The sequence below is a fragment of the Acidovorax sp. Leaf73 genome (assembly GCF_916855635.1).
GTDB lineage: Bacteria > Pseudomonadota > Gammaproteobacteria > Burkholderiales > Burkholderiaceae_C > Acidovorax > Acidovorax facilis.
Genome location: NZ_CAKASI010000001.1, coordinates 33,756 through 50,877 on the forward strand (window position 1 = coordinate 33,756; position 17,122 = coordinate 50,877).

Genomic DNA, 17,122 nt, shown 5'->3' on the forward strand with positions numbered 1-17,122 from the left:
GTGATACGCGGCCTGTGTCAGGGTGTTAATCATATCTTATATAAGACATAAGACAAATTGACCGAGGTGTCCAATCAGCGGTACACTCCAAGGCTGTTTTGCGGGGCACGGGCTGCTGGTAACAGGCGCTGGTGCTTGCGTTGCACTCACACCTGTTTTCCTCACTTCCCTGGAGTTTTCACCATGAGCAAGAAGCCTGTTCGCGTCGCCGTCACCGGTGCCGCTGGTCAAATTGGTTACGCCCTGCTGTTCCGCATCGCCTCCGGCGAAATGCTGGGCAAGGACCAGCCCGTCATCCTGCAATTGCTCGAAGTGCCTGTCGAAGGCCCCCAGAAGGCGCTCAAGGGCGTGATGATGGAACTGGACGATTGCGCGTTCCCCCTGCTGGTGGGCATGGAAGCCCACAGCGACCCCATGACCGCTTTCAAGGACGCCGACTACGCCCTGTTGGTCGGTTCGCGCCCCCGCGGCCCGGGCATGGAACGCGCCGAGCTGCTGGCTGTCAACGGCGCCATCTTCACGGCACAGGGCAAGGCCCTGAATGCCGTGGCTTCGCGCAACGTGAAGGTGCTGGTCGTAGGCAACCCTGCCAACACCAACGCCTACATCGCCATGAAGTCGGCCCCCGACCTGCCACGCAAGAACTTCACCGCCATGCTGCGCCTGGACCACAACCGCGCTGCCAGCCAGATCGCTGCCAAGACCGGCAAGGCCGTGGCGGACATCGAAAAGCTGACCGTCTGGGGCAACCATTCGCCCACGATGTACGCCGACTACCGCTTCGCCACCATCAACGGTGAAAGCGTCGCCAAGATGATCAACGACCAGGAATGGAACGCCAACACTTTCCTGCCCACCGTGGGCAAGCGCGGCGCTGCCATCATCGAAGCGCGTGGCCTGTCGTCGGCTGCTTCGGCTGCCAACGCCGCCATCGACCACATGCGTGACTGGGCCCTGGGCACCAACGGCAAGTGGGTCACCATGGGCATTCCTTCGGATGGCCAGTACGGCATCCCCAAGGACACCATGTTCGGTTTCCCCGTGACGTGCGAAAACGGCGAGTACAAGATCGTTGAAGGTCTGGAAATCGACGCGTTCTCGCAAGAGCGCATCAACATCACGCTGGCTGAGCTGCAAGGCGAGCAAGACGGCGTCAAGCACCTGCTGTAAACCAGGTGAGCGCCATGCAGCCGACGCCACAGGCATCGGGCCTTCGGGCCGCCCGGGTCCCCGCGCAGGGGCAGGGCGCTGCGCCATCCCATCCACGCGATGTGTTGCTGGGCGCCCAGGCGCAGACAGGCTTCCTGCCGGTCTGTGACCACTACAGCGGCGTCGAAGCGCGCATGCGCAAGAGCCTGCAGCTGCAGGCCGAGATGACGCAGGAGTTCGGTACCTGCGTCTTTGATGTCACCCTCGATTGCGAAGACGGCGCCCCCGTCGGCCTTGAAGCCGACCACGCCCGGCTGGTTGCCCGTCTGGCCCTGGGCGCTGCACCCGGTGCCCGCGTGGCCGCCCGGGTCCACGCGGTGGACCACCCGGCATTCGCCAACGATGTCGCCACGATAGCGGGCGAAGCAGGCCATCGGCTCAGCCACATCATGGTTCCCAAGGTGGAATCTGTGGACGACGTACTGGCAGCGGAGCGGGCGCTGGAGAAAGCCTCTGCCGCCCCGGTACCGATCCATGTCCTCATCGAATCCCCTGCTGCGGTGCACCGTGCTTTTGAAATCGCAGCCCACCCGCGCGTGCAGAGCCTGAGTTTTGGCCTCATGGATTTTGTGTCGGCCCATGGTGGCGCCATCCCTGCGCATGGCATGACTTCGGCGGGGCAGTTTTCTCACCCACTGGTGGTGCGTGCCAAGCTGGAGATTGCCGCTGCCTGCCATGCCCACGGCAAGGTGCCATCGCATTGTGTGGTGACGGAGTTCGCCGATACGGTGGCCATGCAAGGCGCCGCCAGCCGTGCCGCGCGCGAGCTGGGCTATACCCGCATGTGGAGCATCCATCCCGCACAGATCCGACCCATCCTGCAGGCGTTTGCGCCTCAGCAGGATGACATCGAAGTTGCTTCGAAAATAATAGCTGCTGCCGCAGATTCTGATTGGGCTCCCATCAGCCTTGAAGGCACGTTGCACGACCGCGCCAGTTATCGCTTTTACTGGCAGGTGCTGGAGCGCGCCCACCGTACCGGGCGCACACTTCCTCTTGCCGTGCGCCATTGGTTTGGCGCGTCGGCCTCCGTTCCGTTGTGAACATTCCTGAATTTATCCACGCAGGACCTCCCATGAAATCCTTTATCGCCTCTGCCCTGATGCTGCTGGCTCCAGCCCTCGCCCTGGCGCAAACCCCTGCCAAGACCGAAGCCAAACCCGAGACCAAGGCTGCCGCCAAACCTGCAGCAAAGCCCGCTGCCAAGTCCGATACGAAGTCTGCCAAGGCTGCGGACAAGGCGCCTGCCGCCAAGAAATCTTCGGTAGCCAAAACCGAAGGCACCAGCAGCCGCAGCCAGCTCAAGAGCGCGGCGAACCAGGTGGCCACCGGCATCATTGCTGCCGAAGCCGCGCTGTCTCCCGAAGAACTGGCCATTGCCGAACGTGTGCACGTGGGCCGCATTCCCTGCGAACTCGGTGCCTTTGTCACCGTGACCGCCGAGCCCGCGAGCCCAGGCCACTTCCATGTGGAAGGCAAGGGCTTCAAGTACTTCATGGCCCCGGTCGCTACCACCACGGGCACGGTGCGCCTGGAAGACCAGAAGGGTGGCGCCGTCTGGCTGCAGATCGCCAACAAGTCCATGCTGATGAACCAGAAACTGGGTCAACGCCTGGCCGACGAATGCATGAGCCCGCAGCAGGTGGTGGTGGCCGAGGCCATCAAGAAAAACCCGCCCGTCAGTGTGCTGGAACCCCTGAAGTAAGCCCTTCACCAGCGCAGCGCCACAGAGAAGAAAACCGCACGACCCCGCGCATGCAGGCGCCCCGGCTATCGAAAAACGCCGCCGCGCTGCACGCCGCCCCACTTTAGAACGCAACCGGAGAAAAATGATGTTGAAAGCCTACCGTGACCACGTGGCCGAGCGCGCCGCCCTCGGCATCCCGCCCCTGCCGCTGACCGCCAAGCAGACCGGCGAGCTGATCGAGCTGCTCAAGAACCCTCCTGCGGGCGAAGAAGCCACGCTGGTGGACCTGATCACGCACCGCGTGCCTGCCGGTGTGGACGACGCCGCCAAGGTCAAGGCCAGCTACCTGGCTGCCGTGGCGCACGGTACGGAGGTGTGCACGCTGATTGGCCGTGAGCGCGCCACGCAGCTTTTGGGCACCATGCTGGGCGGCTACAACCTCACCCCCCTGATCGACCTGCTGGACGACGCTGCGGTGGCCTCCGTCGCCGCCGAAGCGCTCAAGAAGACGCTGCTCATGTTCGATCAGTTCCATGACGTCAAGGAAAAGGCCGACAAGGGCAACACCTTCGCCAAGGCCGTGCTGCAGAGCTGGGCCGATGCCGAGTGGTTCACCAGCCGCCCCGAAGTGCCCCAGAGCATCAAGCTCACCGTGCTCAAGGTCACTGGCGAAACCAACACCGACGACCTGTCGCCCGCCCCTGACGCGTGGAGCCGCCCTGACATCCCGCTGCACGCGTTGGCCATGCTCAAGAACAAGCGCGACGGCATCACGCCCGAAGAAGACGGCAAGCGCGGCCCGGTGAAGTTCATCGAAGACCTGCGCGCGCGTGGCAACCTGGTGGCCTACGTGGGCGACGTGGTCGGCACGGGTTCGAGCCGCAAGTCCGCCACCAACAGCGTGCTGTGGTTCACGGGCGAAGACATCCCTTTCGTGCCCAACAAGCGCTTCGGCGGCGTGTGCCTGGGCAGCAAGATTGCGCCCATCTTCTACAACACCATGGAAGACGCTGGTGCACTGCCCATCGAACTGGATGTAAGCCAGATGCACATGGGCGACGAGATCGAACTGCTGCCCTACGCTGGCAAGGCGCTCAAGGACGGTAACGTGATTGCCGAATTCGAAGTCAAGAGCGAAGTCCTGTTCGACGAAGTGCGTGCCGGTGGCCGCATTCCGCTGATCATTGGCCGTGGCCTGACTGCCAAGGCCCGCGAAGCCCTGGGCCTGCCGCCTTCCACGCTGTTCCGCCTGCCGCAAGTGCCTGCCGCCACCGGCAAGGGTTTCACGCTGGCCCAGAAGATGGTCGGCCGCGCCTGCGGACTGCCCGAAGGCCTGGGTGTGGTGCCCGGCACCTACTGCGAACCCCGCATGACCTCGGTGGGCTCGCAGGACACCACCGGACCCATGACCCGCGACGAACTCAAGGACCTGGCCTGCCTGGGCTTCAGCTCCGATCTGGTGATGCAGTCCTTCTGCCACACGGCTGCGTACCCCAAGCCCGTGGACGTGAAGATGCACCACGAGCTGCCTGACTTCATCAGCACGCGCGGCGGCATCTCGCTCAAGCCTGGCGACGGCATCATCCACAGCTGGCTCAACCGCATGCTGCTGCCCGACACCGTGGGAACGGGCGGCGACTCGCACACGCGTTTCCCTATCGGCATCAGCTTCCCTGCAGGTTCGGGCCTGGTGGCGTTCGCCGCAGCCACGGGCGTGATGCCGCTGGACATGCCTGAGTCGGTGCTGGTGCGCTTCAAGGGCCAGATGCAGCCCGGCGTCACGCTGCGTGACCTGGTGCACGCGATTCCGCTGTACGCCATCAAGCAAGGCCTGCTCACAGTGGCCAAGCAGGGCAAGAAGAACATCTTCTCGGGCCGGATCCTGGAAATCGAAGGCCTGCCTGACATGAAGGTCGAGCAAGCGTTCGAACTGTCTGACGCCTCGGCCGAGCGCTCTGCCGCTGGCTGCACGGTGCGCCTGAACAAGGAACCCGTGATCGAGTACATCAACTCGAACATCGTGCTGCTCAAGAACATGATCGCCCAGGGCTATGCCGACGCACGCACCATCGGCCGCCGTATCAAGGCCATGGAAGCCTGGCTGGCCAACCCCCAGCTGCTGGCACCTGATGAAGATGCCGAGTACGCGGCCGTCATCGAGATCGACCTGGCCGAAATTACCGAGCCCATCGTTTGCTGCCCCAACGACCCCGACGACGCCAAGACGCTGTCGGACGTGGCGGGTGCTGCCATCGACGAAGTGTTCATCGGCTCGTGCATGACCAACATCGGCCACTTCCGTGCAGCCTCCAAGCTGCTCGAAGGCAAGAAGGACATCCCCGTCAAGCTGTGGATGGCCCCGCCCACGAAGATGGATGCGCACCAGCTCACCGAAGAAGGCCACTACGGCGTGTTCGGCGCGGCCGGTGCCCGCATGGAAATGCCCGGCTGCTCGCTGTGCATGGGCAACCAGGCGCAGGTGAAGGAAGGCGCTACCGTGATGTCCACCAGCACCCGCAACTTCCCCAACCGTCTGGGCAAGAACACCAACGTGTACCTGGGCTCGGCCGAGCTCTCGGCCATCTGCTCCAAGCTGGGTCGCATTCCTTCCAAGGAAGAGTACCTGGCAGATATCGGCGTCATCAACCAGAACGGCGACAAGATCTACAAGTACATGAACTTCGACCAGATCGCCGAGTTCAAGGAAGTGGCAGACGGCGTGACCGCCTGATCCTTCCCCTCGGGGATGGATAGACCAGCAAAAAGCGGCTCTTCGGAGCCGCTTTTTTTTGGCGCTGGATGTTTGTTGCAAACCACGCAATCGCCAAGCCATGCCACGGTGTGTCACGCAATTGACGCGTGTTTGTCACGCAAATGTCATGATTTCGTCGCTATGCTCCAGCCATAAAAACAAAACGAAATGGGGGGACATCCATGGCAGGAGAGAAAAACAATGCCGACAAGACCAGCAGCGTAGGGGCACGCCTCGCGGCGCTGCTGATCAGCGCGGTCTTCGCTCTGGGGTTTGGGTTGGGCGGCTACCACGCCGGGCTCAAGCCCCTCGCCCGTACGCTCGATACTGCCCTGCAGGTGCGTGGCTGGCAGCCTGTGCAGGCCGAAGTCCTGTCGGCTGAACTCAATACGCACCACAGCAGCGATGGCGCCACCTACGAAGTGCAGGCCCGCTACCGCTATCAGGTGGCGGGCAAGGCCTACGAAGGCACCCGCGTCGGCCTGGACGCGCGGGGCAACAGCGACAACATCGACGACTGGCCACGGCAGTGGGCGGGGCGTCTTCAGAGCGCGCAGGCACGGGGGCAGGGCATCACGGTCCTGGTCAATCCCCACGATCCGTCGCAGTCGCTTATCGATCCCTCCATCCGCTGGTCGCTGCAGATTTTCCGCATTCCGTTTGCCCTGGTTTTTACCTTGGTGGGGCTGGTGGCGGCCTGGTTTTTTCTGCACACCCTGCTGGGTCTGGTCAGGGCCGGTGGGGTATCGCCAGAAGCTGGCAGCGGCGGCCTTCAGCCGGGCTCCTCGCCCACCAGCTTGTTCGCGAAGGGCGCTTCCGGCACTTCGGTGGGTGCCATCTGGTTTTTCACCATCTTCTGGTGCGGTATTGCGTTCCCTATGGCAGCCCTGCTGTGGACCCAATCCAGCGCCCCCTGGTTTGCCAAGGCCTTCATCTCCCTCTTCGTGATGATCGGCCTGGGGCTGGTGGCCCTGTCGGTGCGCCATACCCACATGGCCTGGCGCTACGCGGGCGCAGAGCTGACCGCACTGCCCACAGTCCCGCGTGCGGGCCACCCGGTCGAGATGACACTGCTCCTGCCCGAGCGTGCCGCCGCCTACCAGCAGGGCCAGCAGTTGCAACTGCGCCTGGCCCAGTACCGGGTGGATGAATCGAGCTCCGGTTCGCCGGAGCGTTGTGTGGAGTCTTTCTCTGAAACCGCGCGCGTGCAGCCCACGGCCGATGGCGGACTGCGGCTGACGGCCCGTTTTGACCTGCCACCCGACGCGCCCCCGCACGGCGCGCAGCGCTCTGGTGAACGTGTGGACTGGCGGCTGGAGTTGCTGCGCACCCCGGGCGGGGATGTAGAGCTGACCTACGACGTGCCCGTGCAGGCAGCCCCACAGGCGTTTGGCCACGAGCAGGCCGATCGCTTTGACCGGCGCGCTATCTGGAAGAAAGTGACCCCCATCGCGCCCGCTGATCCGGCCCACGGAGAAGGAGAAGCGGGCCTGGATGGTGAGGGCGCCTTGCTCCTGCCCGCTTCCGTTACGCTGCTGGAGACCCCGCATGCGTGGCAGTTTGAATTCAGCCGTCGCGGCTGGCGCTGGGCTGCAGGCCTGGTGCTGGCGGGTCTTGTGGTGGAGGCCTTCCTGAACGGCCGCTTCGGCTCTGGCGGCATCGCATTGCCACACTTCTTTGTGGCCACCGGCGCCTGGTGGCTGCTGGTTGCCTTTGTCCTGCAGGCTGCCACCTGCCGCTGGACTCTGTCTGTGCGGGATGAGGGCATCACCGTGCGCCGCTACTCTGCGCTGTGGTCGCGGGCAGACGCCCTGCCCGGACAGGCCAGCCAGAGCCTGGTGCACAAGCTGCTGTATTCCACCGGCAGCGGCGCCAGCGAGACCCCTTATTTCGCTGTCTATGCGCGCGAGCGCGATGGCACCCTGGTTCGGTTGACCCCCGGCGTCAGTGGCGAAGGGGCTGCCACTGCGTTGGGCCAATCCATCGCGCGGGCCTGGTCGCACCGTCGGGGCCATTTCAGCCCTGGCGCACAGCGGCCTGCCCGCTCCGGGCATTCGCGCCCGGCCTGGGGATTGCTGCTGCTGGCAGTTGCTCTGGCCTGGTGGATCTGGGGGCCGTCCCTTGTCGGCCTGGTGCGCCCGGCTCTGCCTGGTCCATCCGCTGCGCCCGTCGCCGCCGCCGTACAGCCATCTGCGTCGTATTCTCCAGTGGACGACGCGCTGCTCGACGCGCAGGACGCCGGTGATGCCCAGGCCGTGGGCGCAGCCCTGGCAGCGGGCGCCAACCCCAACCTGCTCGCGCCCAGCGGCTCGTCCGTGCTCATGCTGGCGGCCCACCGGGGGCAGCTGGAACACATCGAGCTGCTGTTGCAGGCTGGTGCAGAGCCCGACCTTCGCCAGACACACAAAGACAGCGAGCGTGGCGACACCGCGTTGTTGCGCGCCTTCTACGGCGGCCACCTCGCTGCCGCCCAACGCCTGGTGCAGGCCGGGGCCAGCATGGCGGCCCGCAACCGGTGGGACTGGGGCCCGGCGCATATGGCAGCGCAAAGTGGTTGTGTGCCTTGTTTGCAGTGGCTGGCCGAACAGGGGCAGCCCCTCGACGAGCCCGCGCCCGCAAGCCGGGGCGAGACGCCTGCGATGCTGGCTGCTGCCAAAGGGCGCATCCAGGCGCTGGAGTGGTTGGAGGTGCGGGGTGTGGACCTTTGGCGCAAAGACCCGCATGGCAAGAATGCGCTGGATTGGGCGCGGTTTGGAAAGCAGCAAGAGGCGGAGCACTGGCTGGTGCAGCGCCAGCGCTGATGTGAGGCCAGGCCTCAGGCGCAAAGGGTGTCTATGGATGGGCCGAGGCGGTTGATGGCTGTCTTCATGAGTTTTGCTATAAAAAATATAGCTAACAATGAGGCCCTTTAAGCGCTAGTGGCCAATTTTCTTGAAATATTGAGCCCTGGTTCCGGCGCCCGCCTAACGAACTTGTTTCTTCTCCAGCTTGCGGGTCAGGGTGCGGCGGTGCATGCCCAGGCGCCTTGCCGCTTCCGAGAGATTGAAGCCGGTTTCTGCCAGCACCTCATTGATGCGCTCCCATTCCAGCGTCTTGATGGAACTGGAGCGGTTGGTCAGCTCCACTTCGGTGTTGCCCGCCTTCAGGCCAAAAGCGGCCTCGATGTCGTCGGTATTGGACGGCTTGGCGAGGTAGTGGCAGGCGCCCAGTTTCACGGCCTCCACGGCGGTGGCAATGCTGGCAAAGCCGGTCAGCACCACGATCAGCATGTCTTCGCTGGCGGCATGCAGCTTTTGCACGCAGGCCAGGCCCGAGGCTTCGCCCTTGAGCTTGAGGTCCACCACCGCAAAGCCGGGCGTGTGTTGTGCGAGCAGGGTTTCGACCTCGGGCAGGCTGGCAGCCTGCAGCACGCGGTAGCCGCGCCGTTCGAAAGAACGGGCGAGCGTGCGGGCAAAGGCCTCGTCATCTTCCACGATGAGCAGCAGTGGTTGCGCTTGTTCTCGTTCTTCGTCGTCGGTAGGGCTCATGGCTTCAGGCTTTGGCTTCAGGCAGTGCGATCGCCGCCAGTGGCAGTTCGATGGTTACTTCGGCACCCCCTTCGGGGCGGTTGCGTGCCGCCACGCTGCCACCCAGCGTGCGTGCCACGTTGAGCACAAGGTACAGGCCCAGCCCACCGCCGGGGCGGTTTTTGGAGGACTGGTAGGGCGTGCCCAGCTTGGCCAGCATGTCGGGGGCAAAGCCCGGCCCTGCGTCGGTCACCGTGATGCGCAGTGCATCGGCGTTGCGGGTGACGGCCAGGCGCACCCAGCCGGGTGAGGCGTCGCGTGCATTGTCCAGCACATTGAAAACCATCTGCTGGAGCGTGGTGTCAGACACCATGGGCGTATCCGCGCCGAAGTCGTTGTCGTAGATGAACTGCGGCATCGACCGGGTGCTGCGCCATTCTTCTGCCAGGGCATCCACAAAGGTGCGCACGGTGGTCTGCATGGAGGCTTCGCCGCGTGTCTCTCCGGCCGAAAGCAGGATGCCGCTCACGATGCTCTTGCAGCGCTGCACCTGGGCCTGCATTTCGTCGATGTCTTCCTTCAGCGCTGGGTGGGCCGCCAACTGCTTGTCATGCTGCCAGTCCCCCAGGATCACGGCCAGCGTGGACAGCGGCGTGCCCAGCTCGTGGGCCGCGCCTGAGGCCAGCAGGCCCATGCGCACGATGTGCTCTTCTTCCACGCGGCGGCGGCGTGCTGCGGCCAGGCGCGCATCGCGTTCACGCAGGTTCAGGTTGATGCGGGTGATGAAGACCACCACCAGCGTGGCGTTGAGCACAAAGCACACCAGCAACCCGATCACGTAAAGGCTCGACAGGCCCTGGTGCAGGTCCTGCGGCAACTCCAGGGGCAGGTGGTGTGTGGCCAGCACGCCAAAACACAGCAGCGTGATGATCACGATGGACCAGATGTAGGCGCCGCGCAGCAGCACGGCCCCCAGCGTGATCTGCAGCAGGTACAGGAAGACGAACGGATTGCTGGTGCCCCCGCTCAGGTACAGCTGCACTGTGAGCACGGCCACATCGATCAGCAGGGCCAGAAAAAGCTCCACATTGCGCACCATCACACCGGTGCGCAGCCGCAGCAGGCTCACCACGTTGAACACCGCCAGGCAGCCCACCACCAGCAGCATCTCGCGCACAGGCAGCGTGAGGTTCAGGCTGTAGTGCGCCATCTCGATGGTGAACACCTGGCCGACCACGGCAATCCAGCGCAGCTCGATCAGCTGCTGCAGGTTCTTGATGCCTGCGGCGGCATCGGCCGAGCGTGCGTTGCGCTGTGGCGCGGCGGTCGCAGTATCAGGACGAAGAGGTGTCATCAGGGGCGAAGGTGGTGGCAGGGCGCGCAAAGCCGCGCAGGCGGCGCTCGTAGCGTGCCACATACCAGCCAGCACCCGCAACCATGAGGGCCAGACCGTACCAGGTCAGTGCGTAGACCAGGTGGCTGTTATGGAAACGGATCACCGTCATGCCAGCGCGCGGCCAACGGGTGTCCGCTGCCGGGGGCGCAGCGGCGCCTGGTACGGGAGGCAACCCAGCATCGATGAAGAAGGGGGCAGTCTCGGGCAACTGCAGCCAATGGCCGATGGCCGCAATGTCGCGCGAGTACCAGCGCTGCTCAGCCGGGGCGTTGGTGCGCAGAAAACCACCGTCGGGCTCGCTCATGCGCAGCAGGCCCTGGACAGTCGCGGTGGTGGATGTAGGGGGGATGGAGGCGGGCATAGGCTTTGCCAGCCATTGGGCGCGCTGCTCCTGCGGCACAAAACCCCGGTTCACCAGCACCTGCGCGCCATCGGCCAGCTGCAAGGGCGTCATCACCCAGAAGCCCGAGCCCAGCTCGGTCAGGGCCTGGGTAAGCACGGTTTTCTCGGGCAGCCACCGGCCCTGCGCGGTGACGGGCAGGTATTCGTGGCTGGCCGCACTCACCTGGGGCCACTCTGGGCGGGAGGGCAGGGGTACAGGAGCAGCGTGCACGCGTTGATCGACGCGCTCGATCAACGCGAGCTTCCATGCGCGGCGCTGCACCTGCCAGGTACCCAGCGCGATAAAGCCCAAAAACAAGGCGATGCCCACAACTGCGAGCACCGCCTGGCGAAGCCGCCGGGACTGGGGGACCGGGGCTGTGGGGTGGAATGGCATCAGGGCGTCGAGTGGCCCGGCGCCTCATGCGTTGCGGGCGTGGGGGTGGGGTGCTCGGGCATCATGTTCGCGTTCATGTGGAACATGACCCACAGCGTGCCCGCAATGGCAATGGCTACGAACACCACGGTGAAGATGGTGGACAGCATGGTCCAGCCGCCTTCGACCTTGCCGTTCATGTGCAGGAAATACACCATGTGCACCAGGATCTGGATCACGGCGAAGCCGCCCAGCACCAGCACGGCGGTGTTGCGGTCGGCGATGACCTTGGCCATGACGAGCCAGAAGGGAATGGCCGTGAGGATGACCGAGAGCACGAAGCCGATCGTGTAGTCGCGCAGGCTGCTGTGCGGTTCCGCGTCGCCGTGGTGGTCGTGGCCGCCATGGTCATGCGCGCCGTGTGCGTGTGTTGTGTGTTGTGCGCTCATAGTTACAGCACTCCCATCAGGTACACAAAGGTGAAGACGCCAATCCAGACCACGTCCAGAAAGTGCCAGAACATCGACAGGCACATCAGGCGGCGGGTGTTGGCAGGGATCAGGCCGTGTTTGCCGATCTGCACCATCAGCACCACCAGCCAGATCAGACCAAAGGTCACGTGCAGGCCGTGGGTGCCCACCAGCGTGAAGAAGGCTGACAGGAAGGCGCTGCGCTGGGGCGTGGCGCCCTGGTGGATCAGGTGGGCAAACTCATAGAGTTCGAGGCCCAGGAAGCACAGGCCGAAGAAGCCGGTGACGGCCAGCCACAGCAGCGTGCCTTTCACATCCTTTTGCTGCTTGCGCAGCATGGCAAAACCAAAGGTGATGGAGGACAGCAGCAGGAAGGCCGTGTTGATGGCCACCAGCGTCAGGTCGAACAGCTGCGCACCGGTGGGGCCGGCCGCATAGCTGCGGCCCAGCACGCCATAGGTGGCAAACAGGGCGGCAAAGATGAGGCAGTCGCTCATCAGGTAGAGCCAGAAGCCCAGTGCGGTGCCGTTTTCGGGATGGGGCTCGTGCGCAAGGTGGTAGTCGCGCGGGGCCAGGGCGCCTGCGGCGGCGCCAGCGTTGAGGCGGAGTTCAGACATGGCGTGCCAGTTGGAGTGTGCGGGCTTCTTCGGTGGCGGCGACTTGGGACGCCGGGATGTAGAAGTCACGCTTGTAGTTGAACGTGTGGATGATCGAAGCCAGCAGCAGCGCCGCGAACGAAACGCCCGCAAGCAGCCACATGTGCCAGATCAGCGCGAAGCCAAAGACCAGCGACAAGGCCGAGATGACCGCGCCCGAGCCGGTGTTGGCAGGCATATGGATGGGCGCAAAGCCGCCGAGCGGGCGCTGGTACCCATGCTTCTTCATGTCCCACCACGCATCGATTTCATGCACGACAGGGGTGAAGGCAAAGTTGTAGTCGGGCGGGGGCGACGAGGTGGCCCATTCGAGCGTGCGCGCATCCCACGGGTCGCCCGTGTGGTCGCGCAGCTGGTCGCGCTTGAGGTAGCTCACCACGATCTGGACCAGGAAGCAGGCGATGCCCGCAGCAATCATTGCGGCGCCGATGGCGGCGATCACGAACCAGATCTGCAGCGACGGGTCTTCAAAATGGTTGGCACGGCGCGTGACACCCATCAGGCCCAGCACATACAGCGGGCCGAACGCCACCCAGAAGCCCACCACCCACAGCCAGAAGGAACGCACGCCCCAGGTGCGGTCGAGCTTGTAGCCAAAGGCCTTGGGATACCAGTAGTTGATGCCGGCGAACAGCCCGAACAGCACGCCACCGATGATCACGTTGTGGAAGTGGGCGATCAGGAACAGGCTGTTGTGCAGCACGAAGTCGGCCGGGGGCACGGCCAGCAGCACGCCGGTCATGCCGCCAATGGCAAAGGTCACCATGAAGGCCACGGTCCACATCATGGGTAGCTCGAAGCGGATGCGGCCCTTGTACATGGTGAACAGCCAGTTGAAGATCTTCGCGCCCGTGGGGATCGAGATGATCATCGTCGTGATGCCAAAGAAGGTATTCACGCTCGCACCTGAGCCCATGGTGAAGAAGTGGTGCAGCCACACCAGGTACGACAGGATGGTGATCACCACCGTGGCGTAGACCATGGAGGTGTAGCCGAACAGCCGCTTCTTGCAGAACGTGGCCACCACTTCAGAGAAGATGCCGAAGCACGGCAGGATCAGGATGTAGACCTCGGGGTGGCCCCAGATCCAGATCAGGTTCACGTACAGCATGGCGTTGCCGCCCAGGTCGTTCGTGAAGAAGTTGGTGCCGACATAGCGGTCCAGCGACATCAGCACGAGCGCTGCCGTCAGCACCGGGAACGAGGCCACGATCAGCGCGTTGGTGCACAGGGCAGTCCAGGTGAAGACGGGCATGCGCATCAGGTTCATGCCCGGGGCGCGCATCTTGATGATGGTGACGATCAGGTTGATGCCCGAGAGCGTGGTGCCCACCCCCGCAATCTGCAGGGCCCAGATGTAGTAGTCGAGCCCCACGCCGGGGTGCTGCGCCCCCAGGTTGGACAGTGCCAGCCAGCCGGATGTGGAGAACTCGCCCAGGAACAGCGACACCATCACCAGGATCGCGCCTGCCGTGGTCATCCAGAAGCTGAAGTTGTTGAGGAACGGGAACGACACGTCGCGCGCGCCGATCTGCAGCGGCACGAGGTAGTTCATGAGGCCCGTGACCAGCGGCATCGCCACGAAGAAGATCATGATCACGCCGTGGGCGGTGAAGATCTGGTCGTAGTGGTGCGGCGGCAGGTAGCCCATGTTGTCGCCAAAGGCCATGGCCTGCTGCAGGCGCATCATCACGGCGTCGGCAAAGCCGCGCAGCAGCATCACGAGGCCGAGGATCATGTACATGATGCCGATGCGCTTGTGGTCGATGCTGCAGATCCAGTCGCGCCACAGCGTGCCCCACAGGCGGAATTTGGTGATGGCGGCCATCACGGCCAGGCCACCCAGCACGGTGGCGACAAAGGTCCAGAGCACGATGGGCTCGTGCGCCATCGGTATGGAATCCCAGGTGATTCGGCCCAAGGCCCAATGGGATGCGGTATCAGGTGCGGAGGACATAAAGGTCTTTGGAAGATGCCAACACCCGCTTGGCACGGGCGCCGACATGGCAAATCAAGGGCGGGTCATTGGGCGGAGTTGGCGCGCGGTGCGTGGCGGGCTTCCAGGCTGGCCACCACCTGGGCGGCGTTCTGCGAGGTGCATACGTCCTGCGGCAGATTCAGGCCCACGGCGCGCACATAGGCGTCACCGCCGTTCTCGTCGATGGCCATCATGTGGTGCATGCACATCTTGCCGTCTTCGACACAGCGGTTCAGTACCTTGTCATACAGGCCTTCTTCCACGCTGGCAAAGCGCTGCACGGGGTCGCGCTCGCTGGGCTTGGCCAGGTCCATGTAGGCCTGGCGTGTAAGTGGCTTGCCTTCGGACTTGGTCTTGGCCACCCACTGCGCGAAGTCGCTCTCGCTCAGGCCATGGAACTTGAACGTCATGCCCGAGAAGCCAGCGCCGCTGTAGTGCGATGACATGCCCTTGTACACGCCCGGTTGGTTGATCACGGCGTTCAGCTCGGTCTGCATGCCGGGCATCGCGTAGATCATGCCGGCGAGGTCGGGCACGTAAAACGCGTTCATCGTGGACGTGGCCGTGAGCTTGAACAGGATGGGGCGGTCCACCGGCGCAGCCAGTTCATTCACGGTGGCAATGCCCAGCTCAGGGTAGAAGAACAGCCACTTCCAGTCCATGGCCACCACCTGCACTTCCATGGGGGTGGATTGGGCGTCCAGCGGTTTGCTGGCCGAGATGCGGTCCAGCGGGCGGTAGGGGTCGAGCTTGTGGGTGCCGATCCAGGTCAGGGCGCCGAGGGCGATGACGATCAAGAGCGGCACGGTCCAGATCACCAGCTCCAGCGTGGTGGAGTGGTGCCAGTCGGGATCGTAGTCGGCCTCGGTGTTGGCGGTGTTGTTCTGGCGGTACTTCCAGGCAAACCACAGGGTGAGGGCAATCACCGGAACGATGATGATCAGCATCAGCAGCGTGGCCTGGATGACCATGTGGCCTTGCTGGGCCGCGATGTCGCCGGCGGGGTTGAGGACGACCGCCTTGCTGCAGCCAGCCAGGCTGCCCAGGGCGGCCATGGCGGCGAGCCAGACAGGCACGCGAGGTAAAGGTAGTTTGGACATGTGACAGGCGCAACCAAGGCGTTTAAGGGTAAACGCGGATAACGAAGTGCCGTCGAATGTAATAGCCCTAGCTTTTTTGTACATTGGACATTTTGTCCAAGGTCAAAGTAATGCGCCCCACTTTGGTGCATTTCCGGCCCCTGCGGTGTTGTCCTGCACACGGCATAGTGAAACCGCACTTGTCCCAGATCAAACTTGCGTGTAGAACCAGAATGTCTTATCCAAACAACGACAAGGAGCCCTGTTCATGAGCAGCCCCGCCTCTGCCACTTACCCCGCGGCCGGCTTTGAAGAAAGCCCCGCTTCTCTCTCGCGGGCTGATACGCATGAAGACGTGACCCCCAGCGAAATTGCTGTGGGCGTGATCATCGGACGCTCGTCCGAGTATTTCGACTTCTTCGTTTTCGGGATCGCCTGCGTTCTCGTCTTTCCGTCCTTCCTCTTTCCATTCCTCTCGCGCCTGGATGGCACGCTGATGGCGTTTGCGCTGCTGGCGGTCGCTTTTGTCGTGCGCCCGGTGGGCACGGCCATTTCCATGGCCATCCAGCGGCGCTGGGGCCGGGGCACCAAGCTGACCATTGCACTGTTCCTGCTGGGCGTGTGCACGGTGGGGATGGCGTTCTTGCCGGGCTACAAGGACGCGGGCCTGACTGCCGTGGTGGCGCTGCTGATCCTGCGCATTGGCCAGGGTCTGGCGCTCGGCGGTTCTTGGGACGGCCTGCCGTCGCTGCTGGCCATGTCGGCGCCCAAGGAACGGCGGGGCTGGTTTGCCATGATCGGACAGTTGGGCGCGCCGGTCGGGTTTGTGCTGGCGGCGGGTCTGTTTGCCTATCTGTACAGCAGCCTCAGCGTGCAGGAATTTCTGGCCTGGGGCTGGCGTTATCCCTTCTTCGTGGCCTTTGCCGTGAACGTGGTGGCCCTGTTTGCCCGCCTGCGCCTGGTGGTGGGGCAGTCATACGCCGAGCTGTTGCAAGAGCGTGAACTGCAGCCCGTGCCTGTGAGCCGTGTGATACGTGACGAAGGCAGCAATGTGGTGCTGGGTGCTTTTGCCGCGCTGGCCAGCTTTGCACTGTTCCACCTGGTCACGGTGTTCCCGCTGTCTTGGATCACGCTGTATTCGGACCAGCCAGTGACCCAGATTCTGGGCGTGCAGATCGTAGGCGCCTTTCTGGCAGCGGGGGCCATCATGGTGTCTGGCTGGCTGTCGGACCACCTGGGCCGCCGCAAGCTGCTGGGCGGCATGGCGGTGTTGATCGGTGTGTTCAGCTTCATGGCCCCCGTGCTGCTCAACTCGGGCGAGGTGGGCAGCACCATGTTCCTTCTACTGGGTTTTGTGCTGCTGGGCTTGTCGTATGGCCAGGCGTCGGGCACGGTCACGGCCAATTTTTCGCCCCAATACCGCTACACGGGCGCCGCTCTCTCGGCCGACCTTGCCTGGATCATTGGCGCCGCGTTTGCACCGCTGGTGGCCTTGTACCTGTCGGCCCAGTTCGGGCTGCTGGCGGTCACGGTGTATTTGCTGTCGGGCGTGGCCTGCACGCTGGGCGCGCTGAACCTGAATCGGCGCATGGAGCGCCGGGACCGGTAAGGGGCAGAGATTTGCTATTGTTT

Annotated in this window: 13 protein-coding genes; 6 read left to right on the plus strand and 7 right to left on the minus strand. The window is 63.9% G+C overall.

What is annotated here, in order from left to right:
• Positions 1-183 precede the first annotated feature (183 nt).
• The 5 genes from LPA35_RS00175 (at position 184) to LPA35_RS00195 (ending at position 8,449) form a co-directional block, all read left to right on the plus strand.
• Complete coding sequence (locus LPA35_RS00175; protein WP_055393136.1) at positions 184-1,170, plus strand: malate dehydrogenase; 987 nt, start codon at positions 184-186, stop codon at positions 1,168-1,170.
• Between the two features lie 14 nt (positions 1,171-1,184).
• Positions 1,185-2,252: a CoA ester lyase gene (locus tag LPA35_RS00180; protein ID WP_228894305.1), complete on the plus strand. Its 1,068-nt coding sequence runs from the start codon at positions 1,185-1,187 to the stop codon at positions 2,250-2,252.
• 32 nt (positions 2,253-2,284) lie between these two features.
• Positions 2,285-2,914: a hypothetical protein gene (locus tag LPA35_RS00185; RefSeq protein ID WP_228894309.1), complete on the plus strand. Its 630-nt coding sequence runs from the start codon at positions 2,285-2,287 to the stop codon at positions 2,912-2,914.
• Positions 2,915-3,041: 127 nt separating this feature from the next.
• Positions 3,042-5,627 carry a bifunctional aconitate hydratase 2/2-methylisocitrate dehydratase gene (acnB, locus tag LPA35_RS00190; protein ID WP_055393150.1) on the plus strand — a complete coding sequence of 862 codons (2,586 nt, stop codon included), beginning with the start codon at positions 3,042-3,044 and terminating at the stop codon, positions 5,625-5,627.
• 203 nt (positions 5,628-5,830) lie between these two features.
• The gene (locus tag LPA35_RS00195) at positions 5,831-8,449 is read left to right on the plus strand and encodes an ankyrin repeat domain-containing protein (RefSeq protein ID WP_228894310.1); all 2,619 of its coding nucleotides are present in this window, start codon (positions 5,831-5,833) and stop codon (positions 8,447-8,449) included.
• 162 nt (positions 8,450-8,611) lie between these two features.
• Here LPA35_RS00195 and LPA35_RS00200 read toward each other — a convergent pair whose 3' ends face one another.
• The 7 genes from LPA35_RS00200 to cyoA all read right to left on the minus strand — a co-directional run bounded on the left by LPA35_RS00200 (position 8,612) and on the right by cyoA (position 15,511).
• Entirely contained in the window at positions 8,612-9,175 is a 564-nt protein-coding gene (locus tag LPA35_RS00200; RefSeq protein ID WP_121507064.1) for a response regulator transcription factor, read from the minus strand.
• A 4-nt stretch (positions 9,176-9,179) separates the two neighbouring features.
• A complete protein-coding gene (locus tag LPA35_RS00205) occupies positions 9,180-10,508 on the minus strand; it encodes an ATP-binding protein (RefSeq protein WP_228894311.1) in 1,329 nt (442 codons plus the stop codon).
• Positions 10,489-11,328, minus strand: a complete 840-nt coding sequence (locus LPA35_RS00210) for an SURF1 family protein (protein WP_228894314.1) — start codon at positions 11,326-11,328, stop codon at positions 10,489-10,491. Before LPA35_RS00210 ends, LPA35_RS00205 begins: the two co-directional genes overlap by 20 nt.
• The gene (gene cyoD / locus LPA35_RS00215; RefSeq protein ID WP_055402912.1) at positions 11,328-11,756 is read right to left on the minus strand and encodes a cytochrome o ubiquinol oxidase subunit IV; all 429 of its coding nucleotides are present in this window, start codon (positions 11,754-11,756) and stop codon (positions 11,328-11,330) included. The genes LPA35_RS00210 and cyoD overlap by 1 nt, the downstream gene beginning before the upstream one ends.
• Before the next feature lie 2 nt (positions 11,757-11,758).
• Entirely contained in the window at positions 11,759-12,394 is a 636-nt protein-coding gene (gene cyoC / locus LPA35_RS00220; protein WP_055402914.1) for a cytochrome o ubiquinol oxidase subunit III, read from the minus strand.
• Positions 12,387-14,390: a cytochrome o ubiquinol oxidase subunit I gene (gene cyoB, locus LPA35_RS00225; RefSeq protein ID WP_228894316.1), complete on the minus strand. Its 2,004-nt coding sequence runs from the start codon at positions 14,388-14,390 to the stop codon at positions 12,387-12,389. Before cyoB ends, cyoC begins: the two co-directional genes overlap by 8 nt.
• A gap of 65 nt (positions 14,391-14,455) precedes the next feature.
• Positions 14,456-15,511, minus strand: a complete 1,056-nt coding sequence (gene cyoA / locus LPA35_RS00230; protein WP_121419466.1) for a ubiquinol oxidase subunit II — start codon at positions 15,509-15,511, stop codon at positions 14,456-14,458.
• Between the two features lie 247 nt (positions 15,512-15,758).
• Here cyoA and LPA35_RS00235 point away from each other — a divergent pair, with 247 nt between their 5' ends.
• Entirely contained in the window at positions 15,759-17,099 is a 1,341-nt protein-coding gene (locus tag LPA35_RS00235) for an MFS transporter (RefSeq protein WP_055402920.1), read from the plus strand.
• Positions 17,100-17,122 lie beyond the last annotated feature (23 nt).

What these genes read in the sequence shown, in the direction of transcription:
- LPA35_RS00175 (WP_055393136.1), top strand. Translation starts at nt 184, where the DNA reads ATGAGCAAGAAGCCTGTTCGCGTCGCCGTCACCGGTGCCGCTGGTCAA.
- LPA35_RS00180 (WP_228894305.1), top strand. Translation starts at nt 1,185, where the DNA reads ATGCAGCCGACGCCACAGGCATCGGGCCTTCGGGCCGCCCGGGTCCCC.
- LPA35_RS00185 (WP_228894309.1), top strand. Translation starts at nt 2,285, where the DNA reads ATGAAATCCTTTATCGCCTCTGCCCTGATGCTGCTGGCTCCAGCCCTC.
- acnB (WP_055393150.1), top strand. Translation starts at nt 3,042, where the DNA reads ATGTTGAAAGCCTACCGTGACCACGTGGCCGAGCGCGCCGCCCTCGGC.
- LPA35_RS00195 (WP_228894310.1), top strand. Translation starts at nt 5,831, where the DNA reads ATGGCAGGAGAGAAAAACAATGCCGACAAGACCAGCAGCGTAGGGGCA.
- LPA35_RS00200 (WP_121507064.1), bottom strand. Translation starts at nt 9,175, where the DNA reads ATGAGCCCTACCGACGACGAAGAACGAGAACAAGCGCAACCACTGCTG.
- LPA35_RS00205 (WP_228894311.1), bottom strand. Translation starts at nt 10,508, where the DNA reads ATGACACCTCTTCGTCCTGATACTGCGACCGCCGCGCCACAGCGCAAC.
- LPA35_RS00210 (WP_228894314.1), bottom strand. Translation starts at nt 11,328, where the DNA reads ATGCCATTCCACCCCACAGCCCCGGTCCCCCAGTCCCGGCGGCTTCGC.
- cyoD (WP_055402912.1), bottom strand. Translation starts at nt 11,756, where the DNA reads ATGAGCGCACAACACACAACACACGCACACGGCGCGCATGACCATGGC.
- cyoC (WP_055402914.1), bottom strand. Translation starts at nt 12,394, where the DNA reads ATGTCTGAACTCCGCCTCAACGCTGGCGCCGCCGCAGGCGCCCTGGCC.
- cyoB (WP_228894316.1), bottom strand. Translation starts at nt 14,390, where the DNA reads ATGTCCTCCGCACCTGATACCGCATCCCATTGGGCCTTGGGCCGAATC.
- cyoA (WP_121419466.1), bottom strand. Translation starts at nt 15,511, where the DNA reads ATGTCCAAACTACCTTTACCTCGCGTGCCTGTCTGGCTCGCCGCCATG.
- LPA35_RS00235 (WP_055402920.1), top strand. Translation starts at nt 15,759, where the DNA reads ATGAGCAGCCCCGCCTCTGCCACTTACCCCGCGGCCGGCTTTGAAGAA.